Annotated in this window: 18 protein-coding genes and 1 pseudogene; all 19 read left to right on the top strand. The window is 40.0% G+C overall.

Annotated elements, in window-relative coordinates:
- The first annotated feature begins 1 nt into the window (after nucleotide 1).
- The 19 genes and pseudogenes from rnz to rfbB all read left to right on the top strand — a co-directional run bounded on the left by rnz (nucleotide 2) and on the right by rfbB (nucleotide 16,209).
- Nucleotides 2-934 carry a ribonuclease Z gene (rnz, locus tag A2G56_RS03325; RefSeq protein WP_062709001.1) on the top strand — a complete coding sequence of 311 codons (933 nt, stop codon included), beginning with the start codon at nucleotides 2-4 and terminating at the stop codon, nucleotides 932-934.
- Nucleotides 931-1,695, top strand: coding sequence for an SDR family NAD(P)-dependent oxidoreductase (locus tag A2G56_RS03320; RefSeq protein ID WP_062708998.1), 765 nt, complete (start codon nucleotides 931-933; stop codon nucleotides 1,693-1,695). Before rnz ends, A2G56_RS03320 begins: the two co-directional genes overlap by 4 nt.
- A 124-nt stretch (nucleotides 1,696-1,819) precedes the next feature.
- Complete coding sequence (locus A2G56_RS10830) at nucleotides 1,820-2,221, top strand: aldo/keto reductase (protein ID WP_216634354.1); 402 nt, start codon at nucleotides 1,820-1,822, stop codon at nucleotides 2,219-2,221.
- 233 nt (nucleotides 2,222-2,454) lie between these two features.
- Nucleotides 2,455-2,817 carry an aldo/keto reductase gene (locus tag A2G56_RS10825; RefSeq protein WP_237334435.1) on the top strand — a complete coding sequence of 121 codons (363 nt, stop codon included), beginning with the start codon at nucleotides 2,455-2,457 and terminating at the stop codon, nucleotides 2,815-2,817.
- Between the two features lie 425 nt (nucleotides 2,818-3,242).
- Nucleotides 3,243-5,444, top strand: coding sequence for a single-stranded-DNA-specific exonuclease RecJ (recJ, locus tag A2G56_RS03310; protein WP_062708995.1), 2,202 nt, complete (start codon nucleotides 3,243-3,245; stop codon nucleotides 5,442-5,444).
- A gap of 3 nt (nucleotides 5,445-5,447) precedes the next feature.
- Nucleotides 5,448-5,804, top strand: coding sequence for a hypothetical protein (locus A2G56_RS03305; RefSeq protein ID WP_062708992.1), 357 nt, complete (start codon nucleotides 5,448-5,450; stop codon nucleotides 5,802-5,804).
- A 462-nt stretch (nucleotides 5,805-6,266) separates the two neighbouring features.
- Complete coding sequence (locus tag A2G56_RS03300) at nucleotides 6,267-6,785, top strand: adenine phosphoribosyltransferase (RefSeq protein WP_062708990.1); 519 nt, start codon at nucleotides 6,267-6,269, stop codon at nucleotides 6,783-6,785.
- Nucleotides 6,786-6,890: 105 nt separating this feature from the next.
- Nucleotides 6,891-7,817, top strand: a complete 927-nt coding sequence (locus tag A2G56_RS03295) for a homoserine O-succinyltransferase (RefSeq protein WP_062708988.1) — start codon at nucleotides 6,891-6,893, stop codon at nucleotides 7,815-7,817.
- Between the two features lie 9 nt (nucleotides 7,818-7,826).
- Nucleotides 7,827-8,504 (top strand): DnaD domain-containing protein, encoded by a 678-nt coding sequence (locus A2G56_RS03290; RefSeq protein WP_062708986.1) that lies wholly within the window; start codon nucleotides 7,827-7,829, stop codon nucleotides 8,502-8,504.
- Nucleotides 8,505-8,629: 125 nt separating this feature from the next.
- On the top strand, nucleotides 8,630-8,953 hold the full coding sequence (locus A2G56_RS03285; protein WP_062708983.1) for a PadR family transcriptional regulator: 324 nt from the start codon (nucleotides 8,630-8,632) through the stop codon (nucleotides 8,951-8,953).
- Nucleotides 8,953-9,570, top strand: a complete 618-nt coding sequence (locus tag A2G56_RS03280; protein ID WP_062708980.1) for a DUF2812 domain-containing protein — start codon at nucleotides 8,953-8,955, stop codon at nucleotides 9,568-9,570. Before A2G56_RS03285 ends, A2G56_RS03280 begins: the two co-directional genes overlap by 1 nt.
- A gap of 94 nt (nucleotides 9,571-9,664) precedes the next feature.
- Nucleotides 9,665-10,351 carry a tRNA (adenine(22)-N(1))-methyltransferase gene (locus A2G56_RS03275; RefSeq protein WP_062708977.1) on the top strand — a complete coding sequence of 229 codons (687 nt, stop codon included), beginning with the start codon at nucleotides 9,665-9,667 and terminating at the stop codon, nucleotides 10,349-10,351.
- Nucleotides 10,341-11,129 (top strand): Nif3-like dinuclear metal center hexameric protein, encoded by a 789-nt coding sequence (locus A2G56_RS03270; RefSeq protein ID WP_062708975.1) that lies wholly within the window; start codon nucleotides 10,341-10,343, stop codon nucleotides 11,127-11,129. The genes A2G56_RS03275 and A2G56_RS03270 overlap by 11 nt, the downstream gene beginning before the upstream one ends.
- A 9-nt stretch (nucleotides 11,130-11,138) precedes the next feature.
- Entirely contained in the window at nucleotides 11,139-11,963 is an 825-nt protein-coding gene (locus A2G56_RS03265) for a ZIP family metal transporter (protein ID WP_172793780.1), read from the top strand.
- A gap of 21 nt (nucleotides 11,964-11,984) precedes the next feature.
- Entirely contained in the window at nucleotides 11,985-13,094 is a 1,110-nt protein-coding gene (locus tag A2G56_RS03260; RefSeq protein ID WP_062708972.1) for an NAD(P)/FAD-dependent oxidoreductase, read from the top strand.
- Nucleotides 13,095-13,169: 75 nt separating this feature from the next.
- A complete protein-coding gene (gene rfbA / locus A2G56_RS03255) occupies nucleotides 13,170-14,039 on the top strand; it encodes a glucose-1-phosphate thymidylyltransferase RfbA (RefSeq protein WP_062708969.1) in 870 nt (289 codons plus the stop codon).
- Nucleotides 14,039-14,632, top strand: a complete 594-nt coding sequence (locus A2G56_RS03250; RefSeq protein ID WP_062708966.1) for a dTDP-4-dehydrorhamnose 3,5-epimerase family protein — start codon at nucleotides 14,039-14,041, stop codon at nucleotides 14,630-14,632. The genes rfbA and A2G56_RS03250 overlap by 1 nt, the downstream gene beginning before the upstream one ends.
- Nucleotides 14,633-14,654: 22 nt before the next feature.
- Nucleotides 14,655-15,120, top strand: a pseudogene (locus A2G56_RS03245) (phosphoribosylanthranilate isomerase).
- A gap of 42 nt (nucleotides 15,121-15,162) precedes the next feature.
- The gene (rfbB, locus tag A2G56_RS03240; protein ID WP_062708963.1) at nucleotides 15,163-16,209 is read left to right on the top strand and encodes a dTDP-glucose 4,6-dehydratase; all 1,047 of its coding nucleotides are present in this window, start codon (nucleotides 15,163-15,165) and stop codon (nucleotides 16,207-16,209) included.
- Nucleotides 16,210-16,278 lie beyond the last annotated feature (69 nt).

Here is a 16,278-nt window from a genome sequence, read left to right as displayed (position 1 = left end):
AATGCAATTACAATTTTTAGGAACAGGTGCTGGCCAGCCCGCTAAAGGGCGTAATGTCTCCAGTTTAGTTTTAAAATTATTAGATGAAATTAACGAAGTGTGGATGTTTGACTGTGGCGAAGGTACCCAACGTCAAATTTTAGAAACGACGATCAAACCTCGTAAGGTCACCAAGATCTTTATCACGCATCTTCATGGCGATCATGTCTTGGGTCTACCAGGTTTTTTGTCAAGCCGTGCTTTCCAATCTAGTGAGGAGCAGACTGATATTGATATTTATGGTCCCAAGGGAATCAAATCTTTTGTCATGTCTAGTCTTCGTGTGACAGGCTCTCGTTTGCCTTATCGCATTCATTTTCACGAATTTGAAGCAGACAGTCTTGGTAAAATCATGGAAACGGATAAATTCCAAGTCTACGCAGAAGAACTCAATCACAGTATCTTCTGTGTGGGCTATCGTGTGGTTCAAAAAGACTTAGAAGGCCGTCTAGATGCTGATGCGCTTATCGCAGCGGGTGTTCCATTTGGTCCATTATTTGGTAAAGTCAAAAATGGCCAAGATATTGTTTTGGACGACGGTACTAAAATCATTGCTAATGACTTTATCTCAGAACCTAAAAAAGGCAAGGTAGTGACTATCTTAGGCGACACTCGAAAAACGAATGCCAGTGTTCGTCTGGGGTTGGGTGCTGATGTTTTGGTCCATGAATCAACCTATGGAAAAGGCGACGACAAGTTAGCTAAGTCTCATGGGCACTCGACCAATATGCAGGCAGCACAAGTAGCAAAAGAAGCAGGTGCTAAACGCTTGCTGCTTAATCATATTAGTCCACGATTTCTATCAAGAGATTGTCGTCAACTAGAACGAGAGGCTGCCAAAGTCTTTGAAAATGTAAAAGTTGTTTTTGATTTAGATGAGGAGGAGATACTGTGAGTCAACGCATTATTGTCATAACTGGTGCTTCAGGTGGTATTGCCGAAGAAATGATCAAGCGACTTCCAAATGAAGATGGCTTGATTCTCTTGGGTCGAAGTCAAGAAAAATTGGAAGCGATGTACCGACATGTGGAAAATAAGACCTGCATCGGCCTTGATATCACAGACAGTGAGGCTGTGACTTCCGTAATTGATCAGATTTACCTCCAGTATGGTCGTATTGACATTTTAGTCAATAATGCTGGTTTTGGAGAATTCAAAACCTTTGATGACTATGCATTTGATGAGATTGAAGAAATGTTTGATGTTAATACCTTGGCAAGTATCCATTTCTCACGACTTGTTGGAAAACGTATGGCTGAGCAAGGCCGTGGGCATATCATCAATATCGCTTCAATGGCTGGTTTAATAGCCTCTGCTAAATCAACCATTTATTCAGCGACAAAATTTGCAGTCATCGGATTTTCAAATGCCTTACGCTTAGAACTAGCTGACAGGAACGTCTACGTAACAACCGTTAATCCGGGGCCGATTGCAACCAAGTTCTTTGACAAAGCGGACCCGTCAGGCGACTACCTCAAAAGTGTTGAAAGATTTACGCTCAAACCTGACTATGTGGCCAAAAGAATTGTTAAAGTGATGGGAAAAAACAAACGTGAACTTAACATGCCCTTTAGTTTAGCTGCAACCCATAAAATTTATACCCTCTTTCCACGCCTTAGCGACGTTATGGCTAGAAAAGTTTTTAATTATAAATAAAATTCCTCGATTATGATTTTAGGTATAGAGCTACAGGGTAAAGAAGGTTGTGTTTAGGATTATTGGGAGAAACCAACGAAAATCAGTTATGATGTAGCATAATCATTGTTAAAAGGAGACCTTTATGAAATACAATCGTTTAGGAAAGACTGATATGGAAATCAGTGAAGTTAGTTTAGGGACTTGGGCTATTGGCGGTGATTGGGGTGACACGTCTGAGGAACTAGCGCTAGAAAGCCTGCATTCTGCAGTAGACCAAGGTGTCAATTTTTTTGATACAGCAGATGTCTACGGTAGTGGTCGTAGCGAACGTTTACTTGGGCAATTGCTTAAAGAACGCAGCGAGCGTATTTTTGTAGCAACTAAGTTCGGTCGTAAAGACGATTTTGCCAACCTAGATAACTACACTTATGATAAGGTACGTGCTTACTGTGAAAATAGTTTGCAAAACCTTGGCGTATCAAGTCTTGATTTGTACCAAATTCATTGCCCCTCAACAGAAGTTCTTGAGGACCTGTCTATCTGACCTGTCTATCTTTAGCGTTCTGGAGCAATTAAAACAAGAAGGACTTATCCGTTACTATGGCGTTTCGGTGGAGACAGATGCACAAGGCAAATTTGTTTTAGACCACTCTGATGCTAGTAGCTTGCAAGTTATTGTTAACCTATTACGTCAAAAACCAGTTAGTCAAATGATTTCACAAGCAAAAAAAACAAGACGTTGGCGTTTTAGCGCGTGTCCCATTAGCAAGTGGACTGTTGTCAGGAAAATACAGTAAAGAGACAGTATTTCCTGAAAATGATCACCGTCATTTTAACAAAGATGGAAAAGCGTTTAACGTCGGTGAAACTTTTGGCGGTCTACCATTTGAAAAAGCCATTGATTTGGTTGAACAGGTACGTTGGATTGCGCAAGATCGTAACAGCTTGGCGCAAACTTCTCTTAAATGGCTCTTGCAGCAAGAAGGTATTTCAACGGTCATTCCAGGCTTTAAAAATCCAGAGCAAGTAGCCAGTAACATCGCTGCGGCATCTGTTAAAGATTTTTCAGATGCAGAGTTGGCAAAACTGAGTGATTTTTACTGGAAAGACGTTCATGATTATATTCGTGGGGACTACTAAAAACAAACGCTTAATCTGTCAGTAACTCATGCACGTCAAATGTCTGAAGAAGCTCTCGTTTTCAGAAAAACAGTTTTTCATTTTAAAAGCTATTTTTGAATTAGAAAACGGTTTATAGTCTTTTGAATTAAGGTTGAGATGTCACCGCTTTCGCCTTGCCCTACTCAAGTGCTACCCGCATCTCAGTTCTTTGTCTCAAAGTTGATCCATTTGACTATATAATGTTCTGAAAATGAGGCATCACTCCTGTCATTGTGCAACTGCTAGGAAATGTTTTTGAAAACACAGATGTCTCTAAAAAGAAGTGATATACCTTTTCTTCAGGCGTATGCCGTGGTAACTCATGGTCTAAGGGTGATTCTTAGGCCTTTTTTTGATATACTGGTAAAGATTGATTTCGGAATAGAAAAGAGTAAAAAAGAGACATGATAAGGTCCAAATACAATTGGAAAATAGAAGCTAACGAAGTAGATGACAGCTTTTTGAAATTAGCTAAAAAAAGAGGATTGGATGCTATCGCCGCCAAGCTTTTAGTAGATCGCGGGATTACCACAGAAGAGGCATTGGATGACTTTATCAATGCGGATTTAGCTAAACTTCACGATCCCTTTTTATTACACGATATGGAAAAATCCGTCAATCGGATTCGTCAGGCTATTGAAAATGATGAACACATTTTGGTTTACGGTGATTATGATGCCGATGGTATGACCAGTGCTAGTGTTGTCAAGGAAGCCTTGGAGATGATGGGAGCTGAAGTTCAGGTCTATTTGCCTAACCGTTTCACTGATGGGTATGGTCCCAACCTAAGTGTCTACAAGTATTATATTGAGCAACAAGATATTTCGCTGATTGTGACAGTGGATAATGGTGTTGCTGGCCATGAGGCTATTGCCTATGCGCAAGAGCATGGGGTTGACGTGATTGTGACAGACCATCATAGCTTGCCAGTTGATTTGCCAGATGCTTTTGCCATTGTTCATCCAGAACATCCAGAGTCAAACTATCCTTTCAAGCATTTGGCAGGCGTGGGTGTTGCTTTTAAATTATCCTGTGCACTTTTAGAAGCTATCCCTAGTGACTTTCTGGATTTGGTGGCTATTGGGACCATTGCTGATATGGTTAGTCTCACCGACGAAAATCGTATTATGGTTAAGGTCGGTCTTGAAATGCTCAAACAAACGGAACGTATTGGTCTACAAGAACTCTTGCAACTGTCAGATGTTGCCCCAGAAACCATCAATGAAGAGACTGTTGGCTTCACCATTGCACCCCAACTGAATGCTCTAGGACGTTTGGATGATCCTAATCCAGCCGTCGAACTCTTAACAGGTTTTGATGATGAAGAAGCGCAAGCCATCGCCTTAGAGATTAAAGCCAAAAATGAAGAGCGTAAAGAACTGGTGCAGACCATTTATGATGAAGCCATGACCATGGTTGATTTGACGAAACCAGTCCAAGTGTTAGCAAAAGAAGACTGGCATCCAGGTGTCCTAGGAATTGTTGCCGGGCGAATCTTGGAAAATATCTCTCAAACGGTCATTGTTCTCACTATTGAAAGTGGACTTGCTAAAGGATCAGCCCGCTCTCTTGACGTGTTAAACATTTTTGATGCTTTAGATCCTCACCGTGAGATATTTACAGCATTCGGAGGTCATGCTGGTGCAGCAGGGATGACTTTGCCAGTTGAAAATCTAGAAACCTTGTCTGCTATTCTTTGTCAGTATGTTGAAGATAAGCAGATTGATACCAGTGTCAAAAATACATTGATACTGGACGAAACCCTATCCTTGCCAGATTTAAGCTTAGCGTCACTCAAGAGTTTGGAGCGTCTGGCGCCTTTTGGTATGGACCATAAAAAACCTGTTTTCTGGCTCAAGGATTTTAAGATTCTTCAAGCGAGAACCATGGGGCAAAATAATGCCCACTTGAAACTAAAAGTTAGCCAAGATGGTGCGACATTTGATGTGGTCGCTTTTAATCAGGGAGCCATGGCACAAGAGTTTCAGCAAGCTCAGCCATTAGAGTTAGCTGTGACCCTTTCTGTAAATGTCTGGAATGGCCAAACGACCTTGCAACTCATGTTAGTAGATGCTCGTGTTGAAGGAGTTCAACTTTTTGATATTCGGGCTAAGAATGCTCACCTGCCTTTTGATGTGCCAGCTCTAACATCTGATTTAGTTCATAGTCAGTCAGCAGTTTTAGTGGATTTGCCTGAAAATCCTGAAGCTCTAAAAAGCTGGTTCGCTGCTAACGCGTTAGAAGTGATTTATTTTAAAAATAGGATCAAAACACCTTATTACTTGTCAGGGTTTGGCACACGTCAGCAGTTTGCAAAATTATATAAGACGATCTACCAATTTCCAGAATTCGACATTCGCTTTAAGTTAAAAGAACTTAGTCAATACCTCAAGATTGAAGATTATCTCTTGGTCAAGATGATTCAAATTTTTGAAGAATTAGGTTTTGTTAGCATCAAAGATGGGATCATGACTGTTAATAAGGGAGCTGAAAAAAAAGAGATTGAGAGTAGCCAGATATATCAAGAATTGAAAAGAACTGTTAAATACCAGGAACTCATGGCTCTAGGAACGCCAAAAGAAATCTATGATTGGTTAGCGGGATAATTGATGACACATTTAGCTAGAATAAATCTCCACTTATCTGATGATATTGTAACGATTAATGCCTTTTATTTGCTTCATATAAAATTGTTGAAGCAAACAGATGACCGACTGGCTGCTTTACAGCTCCATTTTAAAGCGGAATTCTGGCAAGAACGAAGAGAATTTCCAGATCAAGGTTACCTTCTTGAACAGGCAGTTTTGGGAAGAACGATTGAGTCTATTTCGATGCTTGATCAGATGGGACAATTGAACATTTATGAGTTGCCTTATCTTAGCGACGACTTTGGAGCAAATAGTCTACAAAAGTCAGGTTTGCTTGAGGATGGCTCTTTGCTCATCGCAGTAGGCGAAAACCTGTAAGACTGTGGCGCTAGGATTAAGTGGTAAGCCAGCTGTGCTAGCAGGCCTTGGGACAGATTGCTAGTCGTCTGTCTTGGTTGGAAAAATCGTTATGTGAAGCCTAGCTGCTTTTAATTATTTGGTCTATCTTTGTTTGGTTCATTATGACAAAATAGAAGAACGTAGCTCTAAACCTGATGGGTATTCTAATGTACAACGGCAAAGCAAGCCTACTACTGTAAGCTTTTGACGATGCATTGATGCAACAGTCTTTGCGCAGGACTTTTTGTAAGGGTTAGCCAAAAACGTGCTGAGTTGCTAAATGGCAAAAAGTCATTTCATAAGCTTTCTGTCATTTGAGCTTTCCAACTTATGGAAAATAGTGATATAATAATGTGTAAAAAATTTTTTTGAGAACACTCAAGAACAAGAATAGGGAGGATATGCGATTTTATTGGAATAATAATAGATCGCAGTAATACTATGGATTTAACAAAATACATCGCTTCAATCGAGAACTACCCACAAGAAGGCATCACTTTCCGTGATATTTCACCTTTGATGGCGGATGGAAAAGCATATAGCTACGCTGTCCGTGAAATTGCGCAGTATGCTTGTGATCATGACATCGACATGATTGTTGGCCCTGAAGCGCGTGGTTTCATTATTGGTTGTCCGGTCGCGGTTGAACTTGGTATCGGTTTCGCACCCGTTCGTAAACCTGGAAAACTACCTCGTGAGGTGATCTCAGCCGACTATGAAAAAGAGTATGGCGTAGATACACTGACTATGCATGCTGATGCGATTAAACCAGGACAACGTGTCCTTATTGTTGATGATCTTTTGGCAACGGGTGGTACTGTTAAAGCAACCATAGAGTTGATTGAAAAACTTGGTGGTATCGTTGCTGGTTGTGCGTTCATGATTGAACTTGATGGACTTAATGGCCGCGAGACAATCGGCGATTACGATACTAAAGTACTGATGAATTTCCCAGGATAATAGATATAGATAAAAACTATATCTAAAGCTAGTTTTTCCAAATTTGAAACCTATAACTCCCTTGGCTATAATAGTATCAATCACTAGGTAGAAAAGGGAGTTTTTATGCCAATAAAATTAGACACTCAATTACCCACTTTAAGCCTATTACGTTCAGAAAATGTTTTTATCATGGATAGTGAACGTGCTAGGCATCAAAATATTCGTCCATTGGAAATGTTGATTGTGAACCTCATGCCGACCAAAGAAGCGACAGAGGTACAACTCTTGCGATTACTGGCAAATACACCTTTGCAAATCAATGTGGACTTTCTTTACATGGAAAGTCACAAGTCAAAAAATACAGAAGTTCAGTATTTAGAAATGTTTTACAAGACTTTTGAGGATATTCAACATCGCTATTATGATGGCATGATTATCACAGGTGCTCCAGTTGAAACCATCCCTTTTGAAGAGGTTGATTATTGGCAAGAGTTGATTGGCATCTTTGACTGGTCAAAGGTTCATGTCTATTCAACCCTGCACCTTTGTTGGGGAGCGCAAGCTTCGCTTTATCATCGCTATGGCATTAATAAGATATCGCTAAAAGAGAAGTTGTCAGGTGTTTATGATCAGAAGGTTGAAGATCCCACCAATCTCTTGTTCCGTGGCTTTGATGATACCTTCAAGGCACCCCATTCTCGTTATACTGGCATTCTAGAAAAAGATGTTAAAGAAAAAACAAGGTTAACAGTTTTAGCCAAAGGACAGGAAGTAGGCTTATCGATACTGGCCTCTGATGATTTGCGAGAAGTTTATAGCTTTGGCCATTTAGAGTATGATCGTGATACCTTGCAAAATGAGTATTTGAGAGACCAAAAAGCCGGCAAGAATCCCAAACTTCCTGTATCTTATTATCAAAATGATCAGCCAGAAGACGGAATTCAAATGCGCTGGAGTTTGGCAGCAGCAACCTTTTTCAGTAATTGGATTAACTATGCAGTTTACCAAGAAACACCCTACCATTTGGAAGATTTAAAAAAATATAATTAGAGGATTTTGATGACCTATACCCAAGCCATGAAGCAGGGACATTTAGTCTTACCTGCTGCTTTATTATTTCATTATCACAAGATTTTTGAGTCAGCTGAAGATTTTTTGGTTTGGCAATTCTTTTATTTTCAAAATACTAGCCACAAGGAAGAAATGGCTTCTAGTGAAATTTCCGAAAGTATTGGTAAAACAGTCACAGATGTCAATCGCATTATCTCGCGTTTGACTGATCAAGATCTGTTGGATATGAAGACGATTGAACTTGATGGTGAAATTGAGATGATTTTTGATACCACGCCAGCTTTGGTTAAATTAGATGAACTGCTGGATGTCAAAAATGAAACTCCCAAAACATCAGGAAATGCCTTTAAGGAGTTGGTTCAAGATTTTGAAAACGAATTGGGTAGATTGTTGAGCCCCTTTGAGTTAGAAGATTTAACTAAGACAGTTAAAGAAGATGACGTTGATCCAGATCTGGTTCGGCAAGCTCTCCGTGAGGCTGTTTTCAATAACAAGACCAGCTGGAATTATATCAATGCCATTCTGCGCAATTGGAAACGAGATGGCATCACGACCGTCCGTCAAGTAGAAGAAAGACGGCGCCAGCGTGAAGAAGCAGACCCCAACAAAGTCACTGTGTCAGATGATTTCCTTAATGCCATGAATATATGGGGGAATGAGACTTAATAGTAAATCAAAAGATTAGGTTAATGTCCTGATCTTTTTACTATACAGTTGACATGTATAGTTTAACTGTATATAATGATGTTATAAAGTTTGACTGTATAATCACGTTTTGGAGGAAAAAGGTCGTGAAACGTTTGAAAGAATTGCCTTTGACGGAGACAACATATTATATTTTGTTGGCTTTATTAGAACCAGGGCACGGTTATTTAATCATGGAAAAAGTATATGAGATGAGTCAAGGTGATGTGAAAATTGCTGCAGGAACCATGTATGGGGCCATTGAAAATCTTTTAAAACAAAAGTGGATTGCATCTGTTCCTAGTGATGACAAACGCAGAAAAGTGTATCAGACAACAGCTAAAGGTAGAGAAATCTTATCTTCTGAAATGAATAGATTAGAAAAACTGTTATGGGTTGCTAAAAAAATGGATTGTAAGGGAGAAGAGTGATGCGGAAATTCAAATTATTTTTTGGTGATATTGACAAAGAAGAAGTCTGGATTAATACTATTCAAGACAAGGGTTATGTTTTTGAAGGTACAAGTGCCTATTTTCCTATTTATCGCTTCAGACGATCTCAAACGGGACGTCTTCCAATTGTCAAAATTGATTTTAGGTCTTTTAAGAAAAATGAAGACTATCATGAGTATAAACAACTCTTCAATGACTATGGTTGGGAGCATGTTGGTGGTTCGTTATGGTCGGGTGAACAATATTTCCGTCAGAAATCCCCCAATGTATCAACTGAGATTTTTTCAGATGCCATCTCTATTTCTGACATGAGGAAGAGATTGCTGCATCATCTGTTATTTCTATTTGTTTTATTTGCAATGTTGAGTTTGGTGCTAATGCAAAACGTTCAAAATGGAAGTTATTATTCTCTTTTTGATCCTAAATCATGGTATCTCACCCCTGGTTTATGGGAACTTTCAGGTTGGTTGTTCTGGGGTCATTTTCTTTTCGAAACTCCTTTCGCCTTATTGAGAACACCCTTAATCGTTCTGCTATATATTCTAATAACAATGGCATATGGAAAGACTTATGTTAAACTAAAAAATCGTCATTAGAAAGCCTATTATTCTCTCAATTCTCTGCCCACGCTTGGGTGGTTTTTTGGTATAATGGAAGTATTGTAAGAATGAAAGAGGGACGATGTAACAAATGGAAATACAATTATCAAAACGACTAGCAGAAGTGGCTAAGTTTGTCCCTAAAGACGCTGTTTTACTGGATGTCGGTAGTGATCATGCCTATCTCCCCATAGCATTATTAGAACAAAACGTCATTAATCGTGCTATTGCTGGTGAGGTGGTAGAAGGTCCTTATCAATCAGCTATCAAAAATGTGCAGTCATCCAACTTATCAGACAAGATTGAAGTTCGTTTGGCCAATGGCTTAGCTGCGTTTGAATCAAGTGATCAGGTCACAACTATCACTATCTGTGGAATGGGTGGGCGTCTGATTTCAGATATTTTAGAAGAGGGCAAAGAAAAACTCCGTGCCATTGAGCGCTTAATTTTACAACCAAACAACCGAGAAGATGATTTACGACATTGGTTACAGGAAAATGATTTTCAAATTGTCTCTGAAATCATCATGACGGAAAATAACAAATACTATGAAATTATAGTGGCAGAGCATGGCAGCATGACCTTGACTAGTCGTGAATTAAGATTTGGACCACATCTGTTGAAAGAAAAAACAACTATTTTCAAGCAAAAGTGGCAAAGAGAATGGGATAAGTTAGCTTATGCTCATTCTTCTGTACCAGAAGACAAAAAGATAGAACGTGAGATTCTCATGACTAAAATGAAAGAGATTAAGGAGGTCATTGAAAATGCTAGCTAAAACATTAATAGATCGATACGACATTTATTGTTCACCTAAACTTTCAATGGAAGGTGATGTAGTTGGACTTCAAATAGGTAGTTTGGATAGGGAAATCAAGAAAGTTATGGTGACTCTTGATGTGCGTGAAAATACAGTGGCGGAAGCTATTGCTAAAGAGGTTGATTTGATCATCACCAAACACGCGCCTATTTTTAAAGGACTCAAGGACTTGGTCTCATCCCCTCAACGCGATATTCTTTTGGATTTGGTAAAACATGATATTGCTGTCTATGTGAGTCATACTAATATCGATATTGTTCCAGATGGCTTGAATGATTGGTTTTGTCAGCTGTTAGGGATTGAAAATACGGAACCTCTGCTATTAACCGAAGATTCAGTAGGCATTGGCAGGATTGGTGATATATCCGAGCAATCTTTGGAGGATTTTGCCGAAAAAATCAAAAATACTTTTGAATTAGATAGTGTTCGTTTGGTGCGTTATGATCATCAAAATCCAAGAATTTCAAAAGTCGCTATCTGTGGTGGTTCAGGACAATCTTTTTATCAAGAAGCCTTGTCTAAAGGAGCAGATGTGTATGTGACTGGTGATATATATTATCATACGGCACAAGAAATGCTGACAGATGGGCTCTATGCGATTGATCCTGGTCATCATATTGAAGTGCTGTTTATTTCTGAAATAGCTAAACGGCTTAATCAGTGGAAACAGGAAGAAAACTGGGATGTGGAAGTGCTTGAAAGTCAGTCATCGACCAATCCCTTCTCGCATTTGTAGAGGTGGCTTATGATTGAATGGATGTCATCGCAAAATGTCGTTCTTCTGGCCTTCTTAGCTGGTTTATTTACTTGGTTTTGTACTATTGTGGGTTCAGCCATCGTTTTTTTCTTCAAACGTATCAGTCGTAAACTCTTAGATGTGATGATGGGATTTGCGGCAGGGGTTATGATTGCGGCTTCTTTTTGGTCGCTATTAGAGCCCTCAATTTCCTATGCTGAAAGTTCCTATGGCAAGTGGGCTTTTGTTCCCGCGGCAGTCGGTTTTCTCTTAGGTGGCTATTTTATCCGCTTAATTGATGCCTTGGTACCGCATTTGCATCTGGATAAAGAGATGGAAGATGTCGAAGGCTTACAGCCCGAAAAAAAATTATCCAAAACAGCTCTCTTATTTTTAGCAATCACCATACACAATATTCCAGAAGGTTTAGCTGTGGGTGTTACTTTTGGCGCCTTGGGACAGGGTAATTTTACCATCCCAGCTCTAGTTGGTGCTATCAGCCTAGCTGTTGGGATTGGCCTGCAAAATATTCCTGAGGGAGCTGCTCTCTCTATCCCGATCCGAGCGGATGGTAAAAGTCGCAAAAGTGCCTTTTTTTTAGGCTCTATGTCAGCCATCGTAGAACCTATTGGTGCTGTCCTTGGTGCAGCACTGGTTCTTGCCATGATGCCCATTTTGCCTTATGCTTTGTCTTTTGCGGCAGGGGCGATGATTTTTGTTGTAGTAGAAGAGTTGATTCCAGAATCTCAAACCAATGGCAACACTGACATTGCCACTCTCGGCTTGATGATGGGCTTTGTGATCATGATGGTTATGGATGTGGCCCTGGGTTGAGTCACTTAGAAAGGACAAAAAATGAAAGTTGCTATTATCGGTGCAGGCATAGTGGGGTCAACTGCTGCCTACTATTTATCAAAAGAAGAGGATATCGAACTTACTGTTTTTGATCATGGTCTGGGTCAAGCGACAAAGGCTGCTGCAGGGATTATTAGCCCTTGGTTTTCACGCCGTCGTAATAAGGCCTGGTATAAAATGGCTCGCTTAGGAGCTGATTTTTACCCGCAAATGGTTTCTGATTTAGAAAAGGATGGGTTTGATACGTCCTTTTATAAGCGAGTTGGTATTTTTCTTCACAAAAAGACACCGGAACATTTTCAAGATTTATATGAATTGGCGCATAGTCGTATCGAAGAGTCACCCTTAATTGGTGAGCTGACTATTCTTTCTGAAGAAGATGTTAAAGCAGCCTTTCCAGATTTACAGACTAAAGGTCAAATGCTTTATGCTTCAGGTGCGGCTCGATTGGATGGTGCGGCTTTGACACAAACCTTATTACAAGCCTCAGCTTGCCCAGTTATCCGTAAAGAAGTTACCTTGACAAAGGTAGCTAATGGCTATGAAATTGATGACCAGCTGTTTGATAGAGTCATTCTTGCTACGGGAGCCTGGTTAGGGAAACTGTTGGAACCGCTTGGCTATGAAGTTGATGTGCGTCCACAAAAAGGTCAGTTATTAGATTACCAGTTTGAAAATTATCAAACGGAAAACCTTCCTGTCTTTATGCCTGAAGGTGAACTGGATGTGATTCCATTTGTTAATGGTAAGGTTTCTGTTGGAGCCAGTCATGAGAATGATAAGGGCTTTGATTTAACAGTGGATAAAGAGGTGCTGGATCGCTTAGAAGCAGAAGCCCGCGTTTTCTTTCCTAAGGTGGATGAGGCTGTGTCTAAAAGTGACCGTATCGGCATCAGAGCTTATACCAGTGATTTTTCACCTTTTTATGGTCAAGTCCCTGATTTAGAAGGGGTCTATGTCGCCAGTGGGTTAGGTTCATCTGGTTTAACCACAGGTCCTCTAATTGCCAGAGAACTTGTCGCTATGCTGAAAAATCAAGAGTTTTGGTTGCGTGCAGATGATTACAAAGCCTCTAACTATATTGGCTATCCTGTCAAAACTGACAAATAACATAAAAATATGATACAATAAAGCGATTACTAATAAAGGAAAAGCAATTTCCTAATAAAAAAGGAGTCCTTCAATATGAAAGGTATTATTCTTGCTGGCGGTTCAGGAACACGTTTGTATCCTTTAACGCGTGCTGCTTCAAAACAGCTCATGCCCATTTATGACAAGCCAATGATTTTTTATCCCTTATCAACCTTGATGTTGGCTGGAATTAAAGATATTTTGGTGATTTCAACTCCGCAAGATTTGCCACGTTTTCGTGAGCTTCTAGGCGATGGTTCAGAGTTAGGAATTCGTTTAGAATATGCTGAACAACCAAGTCCAGATGGCTTGGCCCAAGCCTTTATCATTGGAGAAGAGTTTATTGGTGATGACAATGTTGCCTTAGTATTGGGAGACAATATCTATCACGGAAATGGTTTAACCAAAATGCTTCAACGAGCTGCTGCCAAAAAATCAGGAGCAACCGTATTTGGTTACCAAGTTAAAGACCCAGAACGTTTTGGAGTTGTTGAGTTCGATGAGGATATGAATGCCGTTTCCATCGAAGAAAAGCCTGAGGAGCCAAAGTCAAACTTTGCGGTTACAGGACTTTACTTTTATGACAACGATGTTGTTGACATCGCTAAAAATATCAAACCCTCACCTCGTGGTGAATTAGAAATTACTGATGTTAACAAAGCTTACCTTGATCGCGGGGACCTATCAGTCGAGTTGATGGGCCGTGGTTTCGCATGGTTGGATACTGGTACACATGAGTCGCTTCTTGAAGCAAGTCAGTATATTGAGACCGTTCAGCGGCTGCAAAATGTTCAAGTAGCCAATCTTGAAGAAATTGCCTATCGCATGGGTTATATCAGTAAGGAACAAGTCTATGAGCTTGCTCAACCTTTGAAGAAAAATGAATACGGGCAATACTTGCTCCGTCTGATTGGAGAGGCATAATGACAGAGAATTTTTTTGGTAAAACCTTATCAGCTAGAAAGATTGATGCAATCCCTGGCATGTTAGAATTTGACATTCCTGTTCATGGTGACAATCGTGGCTGGTTTAAGGAGAATTTTCAAAAAGAAAAGATGCTGCCCTTAGGATTTCCAGAAAGTTTCTTTGCGGAAGGAAAACTCCAAAATAATGTTTCTTTTTCGCGCAAAAATGTTCTTCGTGGTCTTCATGCAGAGCCATGGGATAAGTACATTTCTGTTGCAGATGAAGGAAAAGTATTAGGTTCTTGGGTTGATTTGCGTGAGGGCGAGACTTTTGGTAACGTCTACCAAACGATTATTGATGCTTCAAAAGGAATCTTTGTTCCTCGCGGTGTGGCAAACGGCTTTCAAGTTTTGTCAGACAAGGTGTCTTACAGTTACTTGGTAAATGACTACTGGGCCTTGGAATTAAAACCAAAATACGCTTTTGTCAACTATGCCGATCCAAGTTTGGGCATCAAATGGGAAAATCTTGAGGCAGCAGAAGTATCTGAGGCTGATAAGAATCACCCAATGCTCAAGGATGTTAAGCCATTGAAAAAAGAAGATTTATAAGATGTATTAGCGTTTTTTAGAGATTGCGCAAGCCTTAAATGAATTAGGAATTATTCCTCTTTTAATGGGGTCAGTTGGTCTAGAGCAGCAAACAGGGAGAAGCTGGGAGGCTCATGATTTGGATAGTCACGTTCCCAGTGACTCTAGAGGCTGGAAAGCCCCCGACGAAGAGCGAATTTATCGGGCAACGGAATCGATTGCGATGATGGAACAACTAGATTATACCTTGGTAGAGCGTCACGATCATGAATTCCAAAAGGAAGGTTGTTCAGTCGAATTCGGTGGTCTTCATTCACTTCCGGCTTTTGCAGGTGTTCCACTAGAAGCATTAGAGGAGGTAAAAGATGGCGATGTCCGCTTTATTTGCCTACTTTAGACCAATACTTGAACATCTACTAAGCATTTCTAAATACAGTTATCGTAATGATAAGAATCATCAAAAAGACTTTGCTAAAATCGCTTATTTGAAAGCAGTTTTAAAGAAATAAGCTTGGCTTGGTCATCATAACATAACATTTATCGGAGAAATCATGTCTGAATTTAAGAATATTATCGTCACAGGAGGAGCCGGTTTTATCGGTTCAAACTTTGTGCATTATGTTTATAACAATCATCCAGAGGTCCATGTGACTGTCTTGGATAAGTTGACCTATGCTGGAAATCGCGCTAACTTAGCTGAAATTCTAGGTGATCGCGTTGAGCTTGTGGTTGGCGATATTGCTGATAATAAATTAGTGGATCAGTTGGCAGCGAAAGCAGATGCTATTGTTCACTATGCAGCTGAGAGCCATAATGACAACTCATTGAATGATCCAAGTCCTTTCGTTCACACTAACTTTATCGGAACTTATACCCTTTTAGAGGCAGCCCGTAAATATGATATTCGTTTCCACCATGTCTCAACAGATGAAGTTTATGGTGATTTGCCGCTTCGTGAGGATTTGCCGGGTCATGGCGAGGGACCAGGTGAGAAATTCACTGCTGAGACCAACTACAATCCAAGTTCACCTTATTCATCAACCAAGGCAGCTTCTGATTTGATTGTGAAAGCTTGGGTGCGTTCATTTGGTGTCAAAGCAACCATTTCTAACTGTTCAAATAACTATGGACCTTACCAACACATTGAAAAATTTATTCCACGTCAAATTACTAATATTTTAGCTGGCATTAAACCAAAACTATATGGTGAAGGTAAGAACGTCCGTGACTGGATTCATACCAATGACCATTCAACAGGTGTGTGGGCTATCTTGACAAAAGGTCGCATGGGTGAAACTTACTTGATTGGTGCTGATGGCGAAAAGAACAACAAGGAAGTCTTGGAATTAATCTTAGAAAAAATGGGACAACCTAAAGATGCCTATGATCATGTGACAGATCGTGCTGGTCATGATTTGAGATACGCTATTGATTCTAGCAAGCTTCGCGAAGAACTTGGTTGGGAACCACAATTTACAAACTTTACAGAAGGTTTGGAAGATACGATTAAGTGGTACACCGATAATCAAGATTGGTGGAAAGCAGAAAAAGAAGCCGTTGAAGCCAAATATGCTGCGACACAAAAAGTCTTAAAATAACTGCAAAAAAACTAGAGTTCTATCATTTCTGTGGTGGGTAAACCACCGCAGAGGTTATAGAACTTTTTT

Origin of the sequence: Streptococcus halotolerans (assembly GCF_001598035.1) — a bacterium.
GTDB lineage: Bacteria > Bacillota > Bacilli > Lactobacillales > Streptococcaceae > Streptococcus > Streptococcus halotolerans.
This window is presented reverse-complemented; position numbering and strand designations above follow the sequence as displayed.